Genomic DNA, 18869 nt, shown 5'->3' on the forward strand with positions numbered 1-18869 from the left:
ATGCTGAAAAAATATTTGTCTATTACCAAACCGGGCATCATTTTCGGCAACCTGATTTCTGTTGCGGCGGGGTTCTTCCTCGCCGCAAAAACAGAACCAGCCAGTGCGATGTTGTTACTGACGACTTTAGCGGGTGTAGGGCTGGTGATTGCATCAGGTTGCGTGGTGAACAACATTTTTGATCGAGATATCGACCAGAAAATGAAACGTACCCAGAACCGTGAATTGGTTCAGGGGAATATCAACACAGACGTCGCATTTATCTATGCGTTAGTTATGTTGTTGGCAGGCACAGCGTTACTGTTTCAATTTGTTAATCCGATGTCTGCGGTTGTGGTGTTGCTTGGCTATGTGTTTTACGTCTTTTTCTACACAATGTGGTACAAGCGTAATTCGGTTTACGGCACCTTAGTTGGCAGTATCTCTGGCGCAGTTCCGCCATTAGTTGGTTACCTTGGTGTGACGAATTACTTGAGCTTAGAAGCGGTTTTGCTGTTCATCATGTTCTGCTTATGGCAAATGCCACACTCGTATGCGATTGCGATGTTCCGCATTCAAGATTACCGCGATGCAGGCATTCCTGTTTTACCGGTGAAAGAGGGCGTTGATAAAGCACATCAGCACATGAAAGCTTATGTGGTGGCGTTTGGTGCGGTTGCTCTGGGGTTATTTTTACTCGGAGAGGCGGGTTATGAATACCTAGCCGTGTCGGCAGCCGTTTGCTTTATGTGGACCAAAGTGACGTTCCGTAAGGTTGATTGTCTTAACTACATCCAATGGTCAAAGACAGTCTTCAAGGTCTCTCTGCTGGTGGTGATGAGCATCAGCGGCGTACTTGGACTGGAACTGATTCCGTTGCCTACGCTTTTTTGATTTAGTTTTGTCGTTGAACCCTCACTGTTTTTAAATCCGAGGGTTCAACGACCTTTTATCTGATTGTCTGTTTATCTTGTCATCTATATTGCCGTTCAGCTGAGAACTACAGCCCCTCGAAAATATCACTAAACCAATCTTCAAGTTGCTCTCGTTTGTCTTGAGGGCCATTGATTACCACTAATCCATTCAGCGTCGCTTGATCCCAAGAGATCGTTCCGTTCGCCAATGCATCGAACACATCGAGCTCTGTAATAAGCAATAAATCGTTCTCTGTCGGCAAAGTGTCTCTTCCTGAAACGTTCACGCCTTTTTCAATGCTGATTTGGCTGTAGTGGCCTTTAATTGCTTCAAATAAGTTGAACTCAATCTTGCTCGGATGTGCCTTTGCGAGGGCTGATTTTATCGCAAACAGTTTGAAATGATCCGGTTTATCTAGGTTTCCGAACTCGTCATCTTGTCGAGCATTTATGATGTTGCCAAACACTTCGAGTGAGCCCGGTTCAGTCACCAAACTAAACCCGGTTTCTTGGTGTAAGCCGCAAGCGAATACCAGAGAAGAACTGAGTGAAAGCAATAGAACAAAACGTTTTAGCATGTGTGAACCTTAAACGAAGTAGGGCAGTTTCCTTACCCTAACAATAGACCTAGATCGTTGAGTGAAGGCTGCGAACTGTACCAATAAATAAACGATAAAGGGACCACTATGGGTCCCTTAGTTATCGGCTCGCCATCCTTAGCAGGCCTTTAATTGGTGTATATCCAATTAACGAACGATAAGCATCAGTTCTTCAGGAGAAAGAGGCTTGTCGAAGTAGCTCATGAAGAGACCGAAGCCCTTGATATCGCCATTCGAGAACTTGAATTCACCAGACTGCATGTTCTTACCAATCACTTGCTGAGCATTAGGGCCAGCCATCAGGATTTGGTTCAGCACTTGACGAGAAGTGTTGATTTGAACATCTGCGCCTTCTACAGCTGTTTCATGAAGCTGTGCAATACCGTTACGAACTTCGATAGTGAATGACTCATTCGTATCAGAGAAGTTGTACGTTAGCGCCATGTTTACATCTAACGTGCTCTCTGCAATTAGAGTCGACGTCATCATGTCGAAGATCTGCTTACTTGGTAGGGCTGTTAGAACGTCTACAGAAGCAAAGCTGATCATGTTAGAGAAATCGCGAGTACCTTCTAGCTCAGCAGCGGCATTTAATGCCCAGTTACGCCAGTTGATGTTCACTTGGTCTGCAGACCATGCTTTGTAAGCTTGTGCTTTCAGTGCGCGAGCTTCCATGTCGTCTTTGTTCACCGTGATTGGGTAAGAAAGAATCTCTGCTGCAAATGTGTAGTTTTCTGCTTTGATCGCGGCTTTCGCTGTGTCGATGATGTTGTCACGACCGCCCATGATTTCTACGAACGCTTTAGCGCGTTGCTCGTAAGCCATTGGCTCTAGCTGCCACGGATCGGCTTCGAAGAAACCGTTGTAGCCTACGTAAATTTGGCGAACAGCGTGTGCAACAGTACCGTAGTGCTCACCTAACCAAGGGTGGTCAGCAAGGTGTTTAGGTAGCTTAACAACTTCAACAAGTTCGTCAGGTGTTAGACCCTTGTTCATGTGACGAATCGTTTGGTCGTGTGTGTATTGGATTGCATCACGGTAAGCCGTTAGTACATCCGCTACCGCTTCTTTGCCTTCAACAGGACGACCATGCGAGTTGATCATGATTTCTGTATCGAATTGACGCATAACGTCGATGCCCTTGAACCACATGCTTGGGTCACGGAATTTCGTACCACGAATCGTGTGTAGGTTCGGGAAGTTTTCGCCTTGTAGAACCTCTGCTGCGTGCAGGATTTTTTGTTCTGGAAGGTAAACCACGATTTCATCTTTAGTTTCAGATGGCACGTTTACGATCTGCATGTGAACGCCAGAGATTGTGATGTCTAATGTGCCATTTTTTTCAACGAGCATATTAGGCTCAATGAACGAGATATCACCTTGCATGAAGCGAGGGCCAAGGCCATCGTTTACTGTGCCGTGTTCGCCTTCTTCAACGTGTTTTGCACCTGTGTAAGAAGTGCGGTGACCAAACAGTGTACCGAGGTTTGAAGACCAGTTAGCCACTGCAGCGGTTAGGCCTTCTTGAGCGATGATTTTCACTTCACCAGAAGCCACTTGCTCATCTGTTGCCCATGCACGAACACCAGAAATGTGGTCAATGTGGTTGTGCGAGTAGATGATCGCTTTTACTGGTTTGTCTGTGATGGCGCGGAATTGGTTTTTTACCGATTCGGCCATTTGTACTGATTCGCCTGGATCAACGATGATGATGCCATCGTCACCTTCGATCATGACTGGAGTGTCCAGACCGAAGCCGTAACCAAGGTAAATATTGTCATCAACTTTGATGATAGCTTGGTCCATCTTACGACCGTGCTTGGTTAGGATTGGGTGTACGTGATCAGACTCTTCTGTGAAAGCCAGTGAATCGCCCGTTTTTGAAAGCACTTGGATACGTTCGCCTTTGCCCCAGAACATGTTTGATTCGTGTTCGAATAGAACCTCGCTTTTGTAGCGCGCATCAAGATCGATGTTTTGGTATTGAGCTGCATTTGCGGTTTGAAGCTCTTGGCCTACCGTTGATGTAGCTTCAACAACAGGCGTTGCTGATGCAAAGCCAGAAACAAATAGTGCACTTGCGATTGCAACTGGAAGTGCCATTTTTTTGAATGTGTTAGTCATGATAGTGACCTTATATTTGGATACAGGAATTGGATTTCTTGAGCCAAATAATAGACAGGAGAGGGGGCGCTATCTACGCGCTAATAGGATTTCAATCTATCGTTTTTACGATGTTTTATTTTGTTAATGATTGTATTGACGATTTTAATTGATCTGAATCAATTAGCCAGATGAGCTTGTGACAGATACAAAAATGCCCTGACATTCAGGGCATTTAATTTGGAATTAATGGCTGTTATATAAGTGTTTACCGAGAACCTGAGTACTTACCGAAAACCTAAGCACTTACCAAGCACCTAAGTAAGACTTGTAAGATTGTAGGCGAACCGTTGCCGCACCGATTACATCAATAAAGCCCCAGAATGGATGTGGCTTCTCAGCAGAAATCCAAGCTGCGCCAGCTGAACCAATTGGGATATTGAAACCTTCTGGTTCGATGATCTCAAGTACGATGGTACGACCTAAACCGTTACCGTTTCTTACCACGTGTTGACCGACGCTTTGTGGCCCCTGAAGTGGAGAAATACTCGACTCACCCGTACCTGCATTAAAGCTGTGTACTTTTGCTCTGAACACATGCCCTGGGTAGGCATCAACGAAGAACTCTGCGAAGTCTCCTACTTGAACATAGCCGTAAGTTTGGTCTGAAATACGCATCTCAAGGAATTTTTTGCTGGTGTTGTAGAGGTGCATGTTACCCATGACAGAACCTTCAGCAATATTCACTATCGATACTTGACCATCAAATTCAGCTCTAATGGTTTTCTTCTCTTGCGCCCAATTTACTTTTTGTAGATCGGCTTTTAACGATACAAGTTGAGCGTGCAGCACTCGAAGGTCTGAGTCGTATTTTTCTACGTCACGCATATTGAAGATTTCAGGTGACGTTTCAGCGCGCTCTAAGTCGCGAGTCATTTGCTTGATCTCTTCTTCTTTCTGAACAATTGAAGATTCGATCTTTGCTTTGTCTGCGGCAGAATCGATGTCGACGAGTGTGTAAATTACGTCGCCTTCTTTAACCATTTGGTTGTGCTCAACAAGCACTTTGTCGATCTGCTGACCAAAGATAGGTGACATTACCGCGTGTGGTGCTTTCACTGTGGTTGAGTTGGTTAAATCAACCGGTGCCCATAAGCGAGAGATAACCGCTAATACCGCAAGGATTGTTACGCCGCCAATGGCAGCCCACGTGTAGTTTTTGAAGTTCTTCTTCAGTGCACCTGTCGCAAACAGTGACCATACAATTAGGATGTATGGAATCATCATCTCTTTCATTATGCGACCTCTTTTTCTGTAGGGGATGGTTTTGTTGGAGCCTTTTCTTCTGAAGCCTGTTCTTTAGAAGATTGTTCTACTGGAGACTGATTTGTTTGAGACGGCTCTGTTACCGATTGTTCAGGTGATACGTGGACAGCCGCTGTCGCTGCATTAGTCGCATCTTGTTTAGGCTGAACACCACGGCGAATAACATCACTCAGTGATTGACCAATATGTTTCCAGTTCGCCAATGCGATAACCAAGGCGATAACCCAGAATGTTTTGCTGATGAACAGTCCACAAAGTGACAGTGCAAACACGATCTGTACGTGAGCGCTTTTGTGCTCTTTTGCTTTATGCACTCCCAGTTCATGCAATTGCCACATGCCGTAAACACCGGCTAATACCACAGCAATGGTCACTGAGAACAAATAACCAGAGAAGTACTCCATCTGGAAGAAGTTCATCATCATTTCATTGGGATGATTGTTGAATTGAGACATGTCGATGTCTTTAGAATGGATTGTGCCTAACGGTGCAAGAGCCCATGCACCGGCAAACATTACCGCCATAAACAGGCAGAATTTAATCAAGACCATCACAACGGCCCAGATTTTCTGGAAAATGATTTTTATAAAGTTCATATCTCAACCTACATCAATAAGAAGAGAGAATTTGCAGCCTAGAAGTAACCTTTAATGACATCTTAAAAAGTAGATGTCTATTATGTGGGTAGATTAGTGCTCATAATAAACAAAAGTAACAGATGATATTTAAAGTGATATTGCACAGTCCAGACAACCGATTCTCGGTATCAAGAAGCGAATATGCTTCTCTACAAATCAATCTTTATTATTTGTCAGCAGACGTAAATGAAATGGCGATGAAGCGTTCGAATTAATATTCGTGCGGCTTTCTAGCGACTGTTTTATTACGTGTAATACCTCGGCAATCGAGGGGCTCTTCCATGACAATTGACATACCAAAGTAAAACATTTGTCAGTTTTCTATTTGGGCTGATGATTGATTTGTTAGCAGGATAATAGGAAGAGTTTTGACCAGTATCTACCCAGAATTACGATTTGATAATATCGTAATTACGATTAGTAGTTATAACTCTAAATCGGTAGGGTGATTTATTTGAAAAGGCTCATATACAGATAGAAAACATTGTTCATTAACTTGGTTTGGATCATAGAAGTCGATGAAAAGTGCTAAAAAGGCTGGCCTAAAATATTAAATAAATTAGACCAGCCTGTAGGGGGATTTTAATCGATTATTTGAACGGGTTTAATGTAACAGGCGCAATAAAGAATTTCAGGTTCCAATCTGGTGCATATGGCACATACTCAGCGGGATTGGTTGTATTAACATTTGCGTCTGGTTTCATTACGTAATATTGAAGTTCTACACCCCAACGAACTGGCATTGGCCCAACCTTAAACATATCGATATAGCCTAATCCGACAGGTACAGTAAATTGGTCGGAACCATCTTTTGTCCAATCAATTTGAATATTAGGTGTCATACCAATTAACGCGGTGTTGCTGACACGATAGTTTAAGAAGTACTGGATGTCCGCTTGATTGGTTGATTCAGTAACGCTGTCGCTCCCGCCTACATCCCACCATTGCTGAGCTAAGAAACCAACGTTCCAGCTTTCAATACTGGCTGGGTTACCTGTTTCTTTACCAAGGCGAGCGACCATTGCTGCAGGGCCGACTTGCCACTTATCTTGCGTTAAACCATCAGTACCTGTTGGCATGATCACCGTTGGACCAACACCCCAAATCCACCCATCATCACGGTTAGGCGCTGCCAATGATAGAAAGACAGTGTCTCCCATACCGTTTGTACGTCCTTCAAAGAAATCACCGTCTTCACGATCGCCTGGTGAACTGTAGTGGTTGGCAACCAAACGGTTCACCAAGTTCCATTCACCATCCATGATAGGTACAGGCATTACTGGTTGAAAGCTGAAGCGGTTTTGCATCTCATGGTGACCATCTTCTTTTTCTAGGAAAGTATAATCATTTTGAGTAATTAGCATCCATACATCTGATACTGGGTTTGCTGATTTTTTTGCCGCTTCTTGTACTGATAATTTTTCTTGTGCACTTGCTGTTGTTGAAAGTAATGCTGCTGCAGTAATGGCAACATAAAGGAAATTCTTTTTAATTTTAAGCATATCTATACTCTTAGTCATAACTTGTTTGGCATTCACTTCATCTTCACAGTCATGAAGTGTTTATTCGTTGGCGAGAAATATAGAAGATGTGAATAATATGAATCTACGTAATATTTCGTTTTGTAATCATCGCAAATACGATAACTAATGATCTTTATTCATTAGTAGTGAGTTTTATAAAAATAAAGGGCTGCTTTTTGAACTAATGTGTTTGTCGTTCTTTAGGAAAATAGCGAGCGGAGAAAGCGTTCCTCCAAACCCCTTCATCAGGCTGAATAAGGGCTGAAGCCTAAAACGCTCGAAAATTAATAGGTTTAGTTGAAAGAACAGTGTTTTGTGAAATGCACAATTTTCAGCCTGTGCTGTGAAAAAGACAAAGAGCTTTACTGAGTAGCTGAAAGCGACTGTGAAACAGTGTCATGAAAAATGAGACAATAAGCCCTTGTTTGTTGGGTTTATTAGGTTGATAATCAATGCAAATCAAAACGGCGATAAATGACTTGTCGATTGAGAGCAGAAAGAAAATTAATTGAAATGCTTAGCCCAAATAAAAAAGCTTAGCGAGCAGGGCACTAAGCTTATTATTTAGATAAGAGTTCCAAGTAAGTAATATAGATTTAACCAAATGACTAAGTTTAATTCTTATCTGAGTGAGTGTTATACAGGGCGGAATGTTACTTGAAGCGATAGTTCACTTGCATGCCAAAGAAGTGTGCGCTGTTGTCATAAGCGCCTTGAACATTGATAACTTGCCCCTTTGAGTAATTGAGCTCAGGCTCGTCCAGATCGATGTAATCGTAGTAAGCGCGCAGCTCCCAGTTCTTATTGAGCGCATAGGTGGCACCGGCGCCAATACGTTTGGTTTCGCCTACAGGAAGATCCATATATTGATGAGTTGCGTCATCTTGAGGAGAAGTCTCGTAGCTGATGCCTGTTTCTAGTCGCAAGGTTGGGGTCATTTGGTAATGAGTACCTATGGCTAGGTTCCACACATCGTCGAAGCTACGGTCGACAACTTTCACGGAGTTATCATTGATGTCTAGCGTGAGGTCTGTCCATGTTGATAGATCATACCAAGTCACACTCCATAGCATGTCCCATTGGTCATTAACGGCGTGCACGCCGCTAATTTGGACGTGTTGAGGCATGATAAAGTCGAGCCCAACATCACGCTTGGTGTCGCGAGCTGAATGTTGAAGATCACCCTCACCGTAATGAGCAAGTTCAGAGCGGTACATAAAGCCAAAACGGTGTTGTTTGTTTGGTTGGTAAAAGGCACTAAGAGAGTAGCCAACCGTGAAATCATCCGCGTCTGCTTCGAATAAGTGCTCAGATCCAATGTCGCCAGTGCCGATAAAAGGATTCAACTCGCCGTTCGCAGTGAGGTATTCCGCATTGACAGAGACACCCAACGAAAGCTGCTCATTCACTTTGTAAGATATCGAAGGCATCAGTTGAACTGTCATGAATTCAACATTCTTTAATAAACGCTGCCCAGAAAAGTTATCACCATAATCGATTCCAGAACCACCTTGAGAAGCCAAAGCAAAACCAGCGTGAAATTTGTCGTTGATAGGGGCAACAAAGTAGAAGCTTCCTACTGGAGCCCAACCTCCAGCATCAATGTTATTGTCAAAACGTTCTGTTGGGTCTGTGTCTGAATAGTTGATGTCTGTGTAGAGGCCTGCCAGATTGACGGTGAGTTCAGGACTTTCTAGCTGAGACATAGCAGCAGGGTTAGTCCATGCGGTTAACGCACTTTCAGCTAACGCTGCCGACCCTGCGCCTGCGGTACTTGCGTTGAGAGAACCAAGTTCAGGAAGAAGGTGAGCCGCAGCTTGTGCTGGATTTGAAATCATCGAGTTACTCGTCATCATCGCAATAGTGATGGCAAGGTAATGTTTTTTCATGGGGAAACCTATTGAGAAACTAGTTACGCGGGATGTTAGTGTCTCAATTTTGGACTTTAAACGAGGGATTCTTATTTCATTCTATCGTTTTTACGATAGCATGGTGCTCATGGTCGCCTAACGAGTAATGATATATGAGCAACGACATCCCCAACTTCAATCTACTTGCCGTGTTTTCTGCGGTGATGGAGCAGGGCAGTTTAAGTAAAGCTGCGGATCAACTCAGTACTAACCAATCGACCATCAGTACCGCATTAGCCCGCCTAAAAAAAGAGATTGGCCAGGAGCTTTTTGTCCGTAAAGGAAGAGGTGTTGCGCCTACGTCTTATGCGCAAAGCTTGTATGAACAGATCAAAGCGCCGATCAATGAACTCAATGGTGTGTTTCAGTCGATGGCGAATTTTGATGAGCAAGCCTCCGAACGTAAGTTTGTGATTTCGGCACCTGAGCATCTGCAGTGGGTGCTGCTCAATAGTTTTGCGGCGCTTCCCAATCAAAACTTGTCGCTAGAAGTCTTTGATCAACCAGACAGTGATGAGCGCATTTACGAAGATCTTTTGACTCAAGAGTTTGATGCGATGATCGATATTGTGGTGCCTGAACACCCAAGTATCGTCAGTGAAACACTTTATGAAGGCGAGTTTGTGATCGTGTGTCGATCTGATCACCCACGAATCCAAGGTGAAATCAGTGAAGCTCAGTTCCTAAGTGAAAAGCATGCCGTATTAGACAGAACACGACGCAAAGTTCGCAGTTTAAATCACTACACTTCTTTGGATCTGTCCCAACGTAAAATCGTGTTTCATGGACGCTCGCTGTTCAGTAATATCTTGCTGTGTAGCCAATCCGATTACATTACTGTTGTGCCTTTATCTATGGCCGTGCAGTTCCAAGAAAAGTTAAGTTTGCAGCTGTTCAAGCCACCCTTTGAATATCAGCCGATGTCTCACTACCTGATTTGGTTGAAGAAGCAGAACAGCGACCCCGCTCATAAATGGTTCAGAGAACAAGTCATCAGTACGTCAGATGCAATGTCGAAGGCGCTTAAAGATAGGCGCTTGCGGTTTTAATTGAGAATTTAACTATAAGGGAAGCATTGGCTTCCCTTTTTTGTGTCGCTTAGTTGGTACTAGCTATATGTTAATAACAAAAAATTATCACAATGAGAATTTTTGATAATTTCATTTATTTGGTGTCAGTCCGTATATTAACCCTAAGAAAGAAGTGGATAACCTCCACTCACGATTATATCGGCCCACGTTGATGGGCTAAAAAGGGTGAAATATGAAATTCCTACACACAATGATTAGAGTTGCTGATCTAGATAAGTCTATTGAGTTCTACACCAAGGTATTAGGTATGAAAGAGCTTGAGCGCCATGACAATAACGATTACCGCTACACGTTAGTTTTTGTTGGTTACGAGCAAGGCGGCACAACCATCGAACTGACTCATAACTGGGATACCAACGAATACGAAATGGGTAACGCTTTTGGCCATTTAGCATTGGGTGTGGAAGATATTTACGCGGCGTGTGACAAGATTAAATCGCTGGGTGGCAATGTGACTCGCGAAGCGGGTCCAGTAAAAGGCGGTTCAACACACATCGCTTTTATCACTGACCCAGACGGCTACCAAATCGAACTGATTCAACTAGGTTAATCGAGGATATAACAATGACAAACGCACTATTTCAACCAATTCAACTTGGTAACATCGAACTAAAAAACCGTATTGTTATGCCTCCGATGACTCGCTCTCGTGCAACACAACCTGGTAATTCAGCAAACGATATGATGGCGGCTTACTACGCTCAACGCGCTTCTGCGGGTTTGATTGTGGCAGAAGGCACTCAGATTTCACCTTTGGGTCAAGGCTACGCTTGGACACCGGGTATCTACTCAGCAGAGCAAATCGCGGGTTGGAAAAAAGTAACCGATGCAGTGCATGAAAAAGAGGGCGTTATTTTCGCTCAGCTTTGGCATGTAGGTCGTGTAACACACCCAGACAACATCTGTGGTGAACAGCCAATTTCATCTTCTGCTATCAAAGCGGAAAACGTAAAAGTCTTCATTGATAACGGCACTGATGAACCAGGCTTTGTTGATGTGGTTGAACCTCGTGAAATGACCAAAGAAGACATCAAAGAAGTGGTTGAACAGTATCGCCAAGCGGCTTTGAACGCGATTGAGGCGGGCTTTGATGGCATCGAACTTCACGCAGCAAATGGCTACCTGATTAACCAATTCATTGACTCTGAAGCGAACAACCGTACCGATGAATACGGCGGTTCAACTGAAAACCGCTTACGTTTCCTCGGTGAAGTGGTTGAAGCTATGGTTGATGCGATTGGCGCTGATCGTGTTGGTGTTCGACTCGCTCCGTTTACTTCGCTAAATGGCACGGTTGATGCGACGCCTGTAGAAACTTACACAGCAGCGGCAGCATTCCTAAATCTGTACAAGATCGTTTACTTGCATATCGCAGAAGTAGACTGGGACGACGCGCCTGAAACGCCAAAAGCATTCAAAGCTGCCGTTCGTGAAGCGTTCAAAGGTGTTCTGATTTATGCAGGCAAGTACGATAGCGAACGTGGCGAGCAAGCAGTTGCTGAAGGGATAACAGACATGGTTGGCTTTGGTCGCCCGTTCGTTGCGAACCCTGATTTACCCGCTCGTATTCAAAATGGTTTTCCGCTAGCGCCGCACGATCCAAACACCTTGTTTGGTGGTGCTGAAAAAGGCCTAACTGATTACCCTGAATACGCAGGCTAAAAACTGCTGCCTGAAGCAGAGTATTGAGATAGTATCTTGATCCTGTTAAGAGTTTATAAAAAGCAACCTTGCAGAGTCAGGTTGCTTTTTTTGTTATTGGATCGAATAAAAATGATGAACGTAAAAGCGATGCGTGGCGAGCTTTACCTCTTATGTGCCACTTTGCTGGCAGGTGTTGGGTGGATTGCCTCTAAGTTGGTGGTCATGGAAATGCCTGGGCCAGTGTTCATTGGTGTACGATTTTTCGTGGCGAGTCTGATTTTACTGCCATTCTGTATTCATCATATTCGCAAGCTATCTCTCAAGCAGATCCTGTCGCTTTGTGGCGTTGGTCTATTGTTGTCAGCCTCATTGCAGGTATGGGTGTTTGCTGTCTCAGTGACAGAAAGTTTGTCGGAAGGGGCATTCATCATGAGCCTAGCCATGATCATTGCGCCATTTGTCTCTTGGATTCTGTTTCGAGTTAAGCCTAATCGTGCATTTTGGAAATCATTTCCTATCGCGATCATGGGTATGTTGCTGCTTACTCTCACCAACGGTTGGCACGTTGAACAAAGTCAGATCTACTTCCTATTGGCTTCAATGTTGCTCTCTGTTCATTTTGTGATGAATAAGCGCGTTATCACTAACATCAAGCCAATTGCTTCGATTTGCGTACAGCTTTTTGTGGTCGGTATCAGTGGGATGGCGTTTGCGTCTATGACTGCTCAACCGGAATTTGAAATCACCAAAACGCTCATCTTCTGGTTTATCGTGTCTGCTGTTATCGCGACTTCTATTCGTTACTTATTGCAAACGGTAGGGCAGCACTCTGTGAACATGGAAGTGGCGGCGCTTATCATGATTCTAGAGCCAGTATGGACACTATTACTCAGTGTGAGCATGTTGGGAGAAACGGTCGAAATGCAGAAATTGTTGGGTGGGGCAGTGATTATTGGTTCACTGTTTTGCTACATCAAATGGTCACGAAGAAAATAAAACCCTCGTTTAGGACGAGGGTCTATTGATATCTAGTTTCTAAGTGCTTTCTTCAGCGCGAGCTATTGAGCTATTGAGCTATTGAGCTATTAAGTTATTGAACTAGACAGCGGCGACCATTTTCTTAAGTAAGCCGATCATCTGTTGTTGCTCTTGTGCATCAAGCGCTGCCATCAGTTCTTCATTCAACCTAACTGGGATGGGTATTAACACTTCTTCAAGTGCTTTACCTTTCTCTGTTAGGTAGATTCTAAAAGAGCGGCGGCTGTGTGGGTCAGCTCTGCGTTCTACCAGTTCAAGCTTTTCCAACTTATCTAATGTTCGTGTTGTCGTTGAGTTTTCTACTTTAGACTTCGCGGCAATATCACGCTGGGTAACCCCTTCCTCTTCCCATAAACACATCAAGGTTGGCCACAATGCGATGGTTAAGCCGTGTTTCTTTAACTCAAGATCGAAATCTTTGGTCGCTTTGTTGGCGATCACATTGATCATCCATCCAAAACTATTCTGTCTATCAAACTCTTCTGACATTCGTTAGTCCCTAATTTTTATGACATAACAACTATTGCCATCGTAACTAATACCGACGCAATTAGCACCAACAACGCTTTTCTATTTGATGAAAAAGCCAATTGAGTGCCATTTCCGAAATGAGCGGTGGATAACGATTGATTTTGTTTGCCTGTGATCATAGCGAGAACCAAAGGCTTTGAGCGCAGTTTGTAGGTCAAGATAGCCAATAAATGCAGCACGACAAAAGCGATTAACATACGCGCGGCAATGGCATGAAGCGTGACGAATAGGTCAAAGACATCGTCTGTGATGATGACTTCTGAATACGGCAATGTGTCGAAGAAACCCGCAATCGTGAGGCCAGTCATGCATTGTACGAACAACGTCGTGATCATGCCTACAACCATCCATGCACCTAGAGGATTGTGCCCCGGTTTAGGTTGAATTTGGCCTCGTAAGTACTGCCAAGCAGAGCGAGGAGAACTAACAAATTGCGAAAAACGGCTGGTATCACTGCCAATCATTCCCCAGATCAAGCGCCACAGAATCAAACTAAACAGTGCTAACCCTAAATATATGTGCGGGCCATTGCCACTAAAGCCAGATACAGCAAGGCCAATAAACAGAGCTGCTTGCAGCCAGTGATACAGTCGAGTCGGTAGATCCCAGATTTTCATAATGCTTTTCCTGTTTGCGAATTTTCTTGGCGAGAATAATTTACACAACAACAGTTGCGTATGCAACCATTGTTGTGTAAATTAAATGTATCTCTTCAATTACAGTTGAACTATCAAGCCGCAATTCACTAAGAAACCAATCAGTAATTAACGAAGAAATCACTTAATCAATTAAGCACTCAATCAATTAATCACTAGGAATGACACTATGAAAAAATTCACTATCGCTTTAATCATCGCACTACCAACGATTGCTCTACCTATGATCTCTGCAGCCGCAGTAGATGTTGTAAATAATCGTCAACAGGCTTTTAGCTCTATTGAAGAGGTCAGCAAACAAGTCGGCTCAGAATTGAATAACAGTGATGTGGATTGGCTGAAGGTGGGCGAGTTAAGTGACATGTTGGTGGAACATGGTGATGTATTGAACGCGAGTTTTGCTGAAGCTGACACAGGAGGTAAGGCCAAGAAGGAGATTTGGAGCAAGCCTGAGAAATTTAACCAACTGATGTTGCAGATGAACCAAGGCTTTGCAGAGCTGTATCAGGCGAGTGTTGAACAAGACTTGTCGAGTGCAGAGCAAGGGTTAAATTCTGCGAATAAGACGTGCAAAGGGTGTCACCGTACTTATCGTTCTCGTTGGTAGTTTTTGAAATGCCTTTAAAAGTAAAAGCCTGTGCGGTTCGCGACAGGCTTGATGTGATAAGTCGTTGGTGAGAGCTAAATATTTTCGCCCAAGCTAAAATAAGCCAACACTTCATCTTCGCTGTTGTAGGTGAAGTCCATGCGAACATTGATGCGCTCTTGACGCATTAGGCGATAACGCAGACCAAATCCAACCATTGATAAAAGGTCACCATCATCAAAGCTATGGTATGGGTCTTTCGGGTTGAGCCTCTCACCAAATACTTTGCCGACACCGGTCAACCCGACCACGGTGACGTTGTTTAGAAAGTTGATCGATGAGCCAGAAATAGAGTAGCGGTATTCCATTTCAAGGTTGGTCATGTGTGAGGCAATGTGATCCCCTGCGACAAAACCGCGTTGAACGTTTCGCCCTTGTCGCCCGTAAGTGCTGTATGCACTGCTTGGGGCATTTTCAGCATCGAGTAGGTAGCGAGTCACCCATCGACTGGCGATAATGTGGTTGTCGTTATGGGTCAAACTGTAGAAAAAACGGTAGTCGGAAAACAGTGAAGAGTAAGTCGCATCTTCATCATTGCCTAACCAAGCCCCGTGGTTCTCATACGTGAGTTCGAACAAAAAGCCATGGTACGGATAATAGTAGTGCTCTCGCTCATCCCACAAGAATGAGAGTTTAGCCCCAGTATCGGCTTTATATTCTTCGCTAAACCCTGTCAACTTCAACAACAGTTTGTCACGGGGTGTGTCGGCTAAATAGCGAGCCGTAGAAAAGTCTAACCCCATACCTAGATAGATATTGTCATACACTTTGAAGTAGAAATCGCCATCGAACGCGTACTCTTGATGGTTGGTATCAACAAGGTCGACCAAGGTTATGTTGGTGCTAGAGAACCCCATTTCGCCGCTAAATCTTATTGAGTCACCTTTCAGCAACAGCTCCGCATTGCCTTTGATGTAATAGCTGTCGTTCTGTGTGTAAGTCAGTGTCGCTGATAATGTGGAAGCGTTCTTGGTTTCGCCATCGGCGTAGAAGTTATAGATGGGTACCACAGAGATCCCGGTATCTACACTCGGGTCATAAAAGGGGATCGCGATAACACGAAATTGGTCATCGAGTTCTGGTTCTTTTGATTCTCTTGTATCAACTTCGAATGCGGAACTAGAGAAACTGGCAACAGAAGAGAAGAGGGCTGCTGTCCAAAAATAGTGTCGAGTCATGTAGAGAGTTACGTCCAATGTAAGGTTGACTGCAGAGCAATGGGAGCTTGCGGATCAGGAGCATAACACGTCATTTGTACTGATTAATAGTAAGGGAATGGTTAACCCTATAAATATACCGTACAGAAATGAGTACAGTTGATAACATCGACAATAAGAAAATGGTGAGAAAAATTCTCACCATTTCGTTACGTTTTCGTCGTGAATTACTCGTTGATGGTGATTTTTGTAATCACAATATCTTCGCAAGGCACATCTTCGTGTCCCCAGCGAATGGTTGTTGGTGCTACAGCAATTTTGTTTACGACATCCATACCCGCCGAAACCTTGCCAAATACCGCGTAACCCCAGCCAGCATTGGTTGTTGAGGTGTGATCGAGGAAATCGTTGTCATCTAAGTTGATGAAGAACTGCGCCGTTGCTGAATGTGGTGCATCAGTACGAGCCATTGCCACAGAACCAATTACATTCTTCAAGCCACGGTTTGCTTCGTTGACGATCGGTGCGCGAGTTGGTTTTTCTGTCATGTCGATAGTGTGACCACCACCTTGAATCATGAAACCTTCAATAACACGGTGAAATGTCGTGCCTTCGTAGAAACCGTCTTGGCAGTATTTAAGGAAGTTTTTCGACGTTACTGGCGCTTTTTCAAGGTTCAGTTCAATCTCGATATCGCCAAAGTTGGTGGTGAAAGTAATCATAGGGCTACCTAAAGTTGAAGTTTTACTGAGTCGTAATGACGAAGGTGGGTTGCAGTATAGGGAAAATAACAGCGGATACCAGTGATGGTTTTATTGTGGTTGAATTCTCGTCAACCACTAAAATCACGCCTGATATTGTTTAAGGAACATCTCGACACTTGAAGTAATGATCACTTGTTTGTGCGCAGCATCCGGTGATGGCACATGGCCAATGATTTGCGGCCAAAACGCAAAAGACTTGAGCAGGCCAATGAACTGCGTGGAGGCGAATTGTGGGTCTAGTTCTACTAAACGACCGTCTGCTAATGCAGCTTTAATCCAGGTTCTGAGTCCACTTTCCGCTTGGGAATATTTTTCCATCGCTTGATGTGCCAGTTCGGCATTATGGAAATACTCAGAAAAGAGTACACGTGACAGGTCGATAAAGCCTTCTGACTCAAGTAACTCAAGTTCTTGGTTGGCTATCGACGAAAGTTGTTCTTCAAGTGGCAGTTCTGCTTGATAAGGGAAATGCGTCGCGGCCAGAGTTTTGCTCCAAATGCTGTCTAGAATCTCATCTAAAAGCAGTTCTTTGCTGGCAAAGTGATTGTATACGGTGCGCTTTGATACCTCCGCGCGGCTCGATATTTTATCCATGCTGGTGGCCTTGTAGCCATGCTCAGTAAACTCTGCGATAGCAGCGGCAACGATCGATTCACGTTTTCTTTGGCTCAGCGTTTTTTTTACAGTCATCGGGATACTACTCAATATGTCGCGGTTAGCATTGCATACGATAATTTTACACCAGTAAGTTTACTTTTAGAACACCAATCCACGTATTGGTAATTCGATCGATAACAACTGAATCGCTTTGCAATGCACTGTGGGTATCATAGAATCGAAAGTGTATTCGAATTTTATTGATATCAACGGAAGAGAATAAACAATCAATGAGTAGTATTTTAGAGTGTATTCGTACAGTTGGACGAGGAGAAAGAGGGCGCAAGCCTTTATCGTTCGAACAAGCCTACCGCATCATGGATGAGTATTTAAGCGGAGAGGTCGGTGACGACCAAATGGCTATGCTACTGATGCTGATTCGTGTGCAGAATGAAACCAATGAAGAGATCGCTGGCTTTGTAAAAGCGTTTCAATCTCGAGTGCCAGATTTGGGCGCCGATATTGATTGGCCGTGTTATGCAGGTAAGCGTAACGATAACGCCAGTGGCAAGCCTTGGAACTTGTTGGCAGCAAAAATCTTAGCTGACAATGGCTATAAAGTGTTAATGCATGGCTATATGGATAAGCCGAGCGGTAGGACGCACGTTGAAAGCCATTTGCAAGATGTCGGTGTGCAAAGTGCTGAGAACCCTGAACATGCTAAGTCGATTCTTGAACAAGACGGCATTGCTTATTTACCGCTAGTTAACTTCGCGCCCGAAGCGCAAACCATGATTGGTTGGAAACACCGTTACGGATTAAGAACACCAATTAACACGGTAGTTCGTGCGTTGAATCCTGGTGGTGGACGTTTAGGTCTGCGTGGCAGTTTCCATCCTGGCTTCCCACAACTTCACGCGGAAGTTGAGCATGTCATTGGCAATAAATCCCACTCGGTCATTTCATTCAAAGGGATGAACGGTGAGTCGGAATATAATCCTAAAGTTAGCCAAACGGTGTGGATGAGCTCTCCTGACAAAGTCGAGTCATTCTACTGGGAAGAGATGATGAATCTAGAACTGCCACTTCCTAGTCAGTGTGTACTTGGTACGTCGGCTGAAGAGATGGCGCTAATGGCGAATACCGTTGTCGACAGCATGACAGCCATTCTTTTTGCGGAAACGCACGATAAAACTGAGGCATACCAGAAAGCGGTGCGTCTGTGGCATGAGTATTGTGTGCGTTAGATGATGGTTTGTAACTAAATCAAAGAAGGTCAGCGAGCGCTGGCCTTTTTTATGCTCGATTTCTAGCAAGGGCTTTCGTGAATGCCCAAACAGTAGAGCTACTTCACTCGCATCAAGCGATGTATCTTGTCTTCGAACTGAATCTCAATCACCTGTGAGATTTTCATCTTATCAACACGATCAAGCATTCTCGCTTGGTAATCACGTTTCTTCATCCACTCTAACGGTTCTTTAAAGCCATCTTCATTAATCACAAACGACTGATCGGTAATGGAGTCTTCAAAGATATGAACCACCCAAATGCGTGATTGGAAATCCAATAACTCGCTAAAGTAGCTTTTTAACTTAGATAAGGAATTAGTTAGATACGTTTTAGGTGAGGTTTGAGGAGACATAGTAAACCGTATTTAGACAATGAAAATCTGCAAGGGCGCCGTCTAATCATTATATCCTTTACCCGCTAGGCTTGTCAGGTCGAATTCGGCAGCCATTCATGGCTATTGCGC

At 44.0% G+C, this 18869-nt stretch carries 19 protein-coding genes; 7 read left to right on the plus strand and 12 right to left on the minus strand.

All coding sequences use genetic code 11. The annotated features are described in order from the left end of the window. Window positions 1-873, plus strand: coding sequence for a protoheme IX farnesyltransferase (gene cyoE / locus ITG09_05895; GenBank protein UPR53153.1), 873 nt, complete (start codon window positions 1-3; stop codon window positions 871-873). A gap of 106 nt (window positions 874-979) precedes the next feature. Here the strand turns inward: cyoE and ITG09_05900 are convergent, their stop codons facing one another. The 6 genes from ITG09_05900 to ITG09_05925 form a co-directional block, all read right to left on the minus strand. After that, window positions 980-1471, minus strand: a complete 492-nt coding sequence (locus tag ITG09_05900) for a hypothetical protein (protein ID UPR53154.1) — start codon at window positions 1469-1471, stop codon at window positions 980-982. A 168-nt stretch (window positions 1472-1639) separates the two neighbouring features. Further along, window positions 1640-3616: an MBL fold metallo-hydrolase gene (locus ITG09_05905; protein ID UPR53155.1), complete on the minus strand. Its 1977-nt coding sequence runs from the start codon at window positions 3614-3616 to the stop codon at window positions 1640-1642. 285 nt (window positions 3617-3901) lie between these two features. After that, window positions 3902-4891 carry a biotin/lipoyl-binding protein gene (locus ITG09_05910; GenBank protein UPR53156.1) on the minus strand — a complete coding sequence of 330 codons (990 nt, stop codon included), beginning with the start codon at window positions 4889-4891 and terminating at the stop codon, window positions 3902-3904. Continuing rightward, window positions 4891-5517 (minus strand): magnesium transporter, encoded by a 627-nt coding sequence (locus ITG09_05915; protein UPR53157.1) that lies wholly within the window; start codon window positions 5515-5517, stop codon window positions 4891-4893. Before ITG09_05915 ends, ITG09_05910 begins: the two co-directional genes overlap by 1 nt. Window positions 5518-6149: 632 nt before the next feature. Then, window positions 6150-7061, minus strand: a complete 912-nt coding sequence (locus ITG09_05920; GenBank protein UPR53158.1) for a hypothetical protein — start codon at window positions 7059-7061, stop codon at window positions 6150-6152. Window positions 7062-7735: 674 nt separating this feature from the next. Further along, window positions 7736-8971 (minus strand): outer membrane protein transport protein, encoded by a 1236-nt coding sequence (locus tag ITG09_05925; GenBank protein UPR53159.1) that lies wholly within the window; start codon window positions 8969-8971, stop codon window positions 7736-7738. 134 nt (window positions 8972-9105) lie between these two features. Here ITG09_05925 and ITG09_05930 point away from each other — a divergent pair, with 134 nt between their 5' ends. The 4 genes from ITG09_05930 to ITG09_05945 all read left to right on the plus strand — a co-directional run bounded on the left by ITG09_05930 (window position 9106) and on the right by ITG09_05945 (window position 12723). After that, window positions 9106-10041 (plus strand): LysR family transcriptional regulator, encoded by a 936-nt coding sequence (locus tag ITG09_05930; protein UPR53160.1) that lies wholly within the window; start codon window positions 9106-9108, stop codon window positions 10039-10041. A 214-nt stretch (window positions 10042-10255) separates the two neighbouring features. After that, window positions 10256-10633, plus strand: coding sequence for a lactoylglutathione lyase (gene gloA, locus ITG09_05935; protein UPR53161.1), 378 nt, complete (start codon window positions 10256-10258; stop codon window positions 10631-10633). A gap of 14 nt (window positions 10634-10647) precedes the next feature. After that, a complete protein-coding gene (locus ITG09_05940; protein ID UPR53162.1) occupies window positions 10648-11745 on the plus strand; it encodes an alkene reductase in 1098 nt (365 codons plus the stop codon). Window positions 11746-11856: 111 nt separating this feature from the next. Beyond that, window positions 11857-12723, plus strand: coding sequence for a DMT family transporter (locus ITG09_05945; GenBank protein UPR53163.1), 867 nt, complete (start codon window positions 11857-11859; stop codon window positions 12721-12723). Between the two features lie 102 nt (window positions 12724-12825). Here ITG09_05945 and ITG09_05950 read toward each other — a convergent pair whose 3' ends face one another. Then, window positions 12826-13254: a MarR family transcriptional regulator gene (locus ITG09_05950; protein UPR53164.1), complete on the minus strand. Its 429-nt coding sequence runs from the start codon at window positions 13252-13254 to the stop codon at window positions 12826-12828. A 17-nt stretch (window positions 13255-13271) separates the two neighbouring features. Then, a complete protein-coding gene (locus ITG09_05955; protein ID UPR53165.1) occupies window positions 13272-13913 on the minus strand; it encodes a cytochrome b/b6 domain-containing protein in 642 nt (213 codons plus the stop codon). 208 nt (window positions 13914-14121) lie between these two features. Between ITG09_05955 and ITG09_05960 the strand changes: the two genes are divergently transcribed. Continuing rightward, window positions 14122-14559: a cytochrome c gene (locus ITG09_05960; protein ID UPR53166.1), complete on the plus strand. Its 438-nt coding sequence runs from the start codon at window positions 14122-14124 to the stop codon at window positions 14557-14559. 74 nt (window positions 14560-14633) lie between these two features. On the opposite strand, the gene ITG09_05965 is transcribed toward ITG09_05960, so the two are convergent. From ITG09_05965 to ITG09_05975, 3 genes are all read right to left on the minus strand, one after another. Next, window positions 14634-15776, minus strand: coding sequence for a BamA/TamA family outer membrane protein (locus tag ITG09_05965; protein ID UPR53167.1), 1143 nt, complete (start codon window positions 15774-15776; stop codon window positions 14634-14636). Between the two features lie 206 nt (window positions 15777-15982). Next, the gene (locus ITG09_05970; protein UPR53168.1) at window positions 15983-16477 is read right to left on the minus strand and encodes a peptidyl-prolyl cis-trans isomerase; all 495 of its coding nucleotides are present in this window, start codon (window positions 16475-16477) and stop codon (window positions 15983-15985) included. 123 nt (window positions 16478-16600) lie between these two features. Then, on the minus strand, window positions 16601-17209 hold the full coding sequence (locus ITG09_05975; protein ID UPR53169.1) for a TetR/AcrR family transcriptional regulator: 609 nt from the start codon (window positions 17207-17209) through the stop codon (window positions 16601-16603). Window positions 17210-17376: 167 nt separating this feature from the next. Here ITG09_05975 and ITG09_05980 point away from each other — a divergent pair, with 167 nt between their 5' ends. Beyond that, window positions 17377-18363: a glycosyl transferase family protein gene (locus tag ITG09_05980; protein UPR53170.1), complete on the plus strand. Its 987-nt coding sequence runs from the start codon at window positions 17377-17379 to the stop codon at window positions 18361-18363. Between the two features lie 98 nt (window positions 18364-18461). On the opposite strand, the gene ITG09_05985 is transcribed toward ITG09_05980, so the two are convergent. Beyond that, complete coding sequence (locus ITG09_05985) at window positions 18462-18758, minus strand: hypothetical protein (GenBank protein ID UPR53171.1); 297 nt, start codon at window positions 18756-18758, stop codon at window positions 18462-18464. Window positions 18759-18869: the final 111 nt, after the last annotated feature.

This window comes from Vibrio cyclitrophicus, from assembly GCA_023206055.1.
GTDB classification, from domain to species: domain Bacteria; phylum Pseudomonadota; class Gammaproteobacteria; order Enterobacterales; family Vibrionaceae; genus Vibrio; species Vibrio cyclitrophicus_A.